1 protein-coding gene is annotated in these 588 nt (G+C 35.2%); it reads left to right on the top strand.

What is annotated here, in order from left to right:
- Positions 1–149: 149 nt before the first annotated feature.
- A partial coding sequence (locus ACS8FD_RS22835; RefSeq protein ID WP_439277538.1) for a GNAT family N-acetyltransferase occupies positions 150–588 on the top strand: 439 nt, incomplete at its 3' end.

The following is a 588-nucleotide window of genomic DNA, read 5'->3' as shown; positions in this document are numbered from 1 at the left end:
ATTGGCGTTAGACGTTGAGTACGTTGAGAAACAAAACCTCTTGCTCGATATGAAAATAATTTTAAGAACCGTATATAAAGTTTTCCAAGGGAGTGATGTACTTGAAGCCGCTCCTCAAGGCCCATTGGATGTATACAGGGAGAAGTTAAATGAAAGATAAAAGCTATAAATTCGATGCTTTTTTATCTAGTGATGTAACGCAACGTGTTACAGCGGTCAACTCTTATGATGTGCTATCCGGTATCTTTATTGAAGTACCTGCAACGATAGACAAAACAGAGGCTTGGGCCCAGTCTATTGTTAAAAACGAAAGTCGAAGAGACTTTGTATTAAGAGATAATGAGTCTATCGCTGCTTTTTCTGGCTTGGTTAATATTAATCTTAAACATGGTGTTGCAGAACTTTATATTTTTATTGCTGAAAACTATAAAGGCAAGGGAGTAGGTAGTTATCTTTTAGAATGTACCTTAAAGTATGCAAAAGACGAACTTAATTTAAGAAAGATCACTCTCTATGTTTCTGATGGAAATGAAAAAGCTCATAAATTCTATGAGAAGTTTGGTTTCGTTCAAGAAGGTTTACTAAGAA

Source organism: Psychrobacter sp. 1U2 (assembly GCF_051847575.1).
This window is presented reverse-complemented; position numbering and strand designations above follow the sequence as displayed.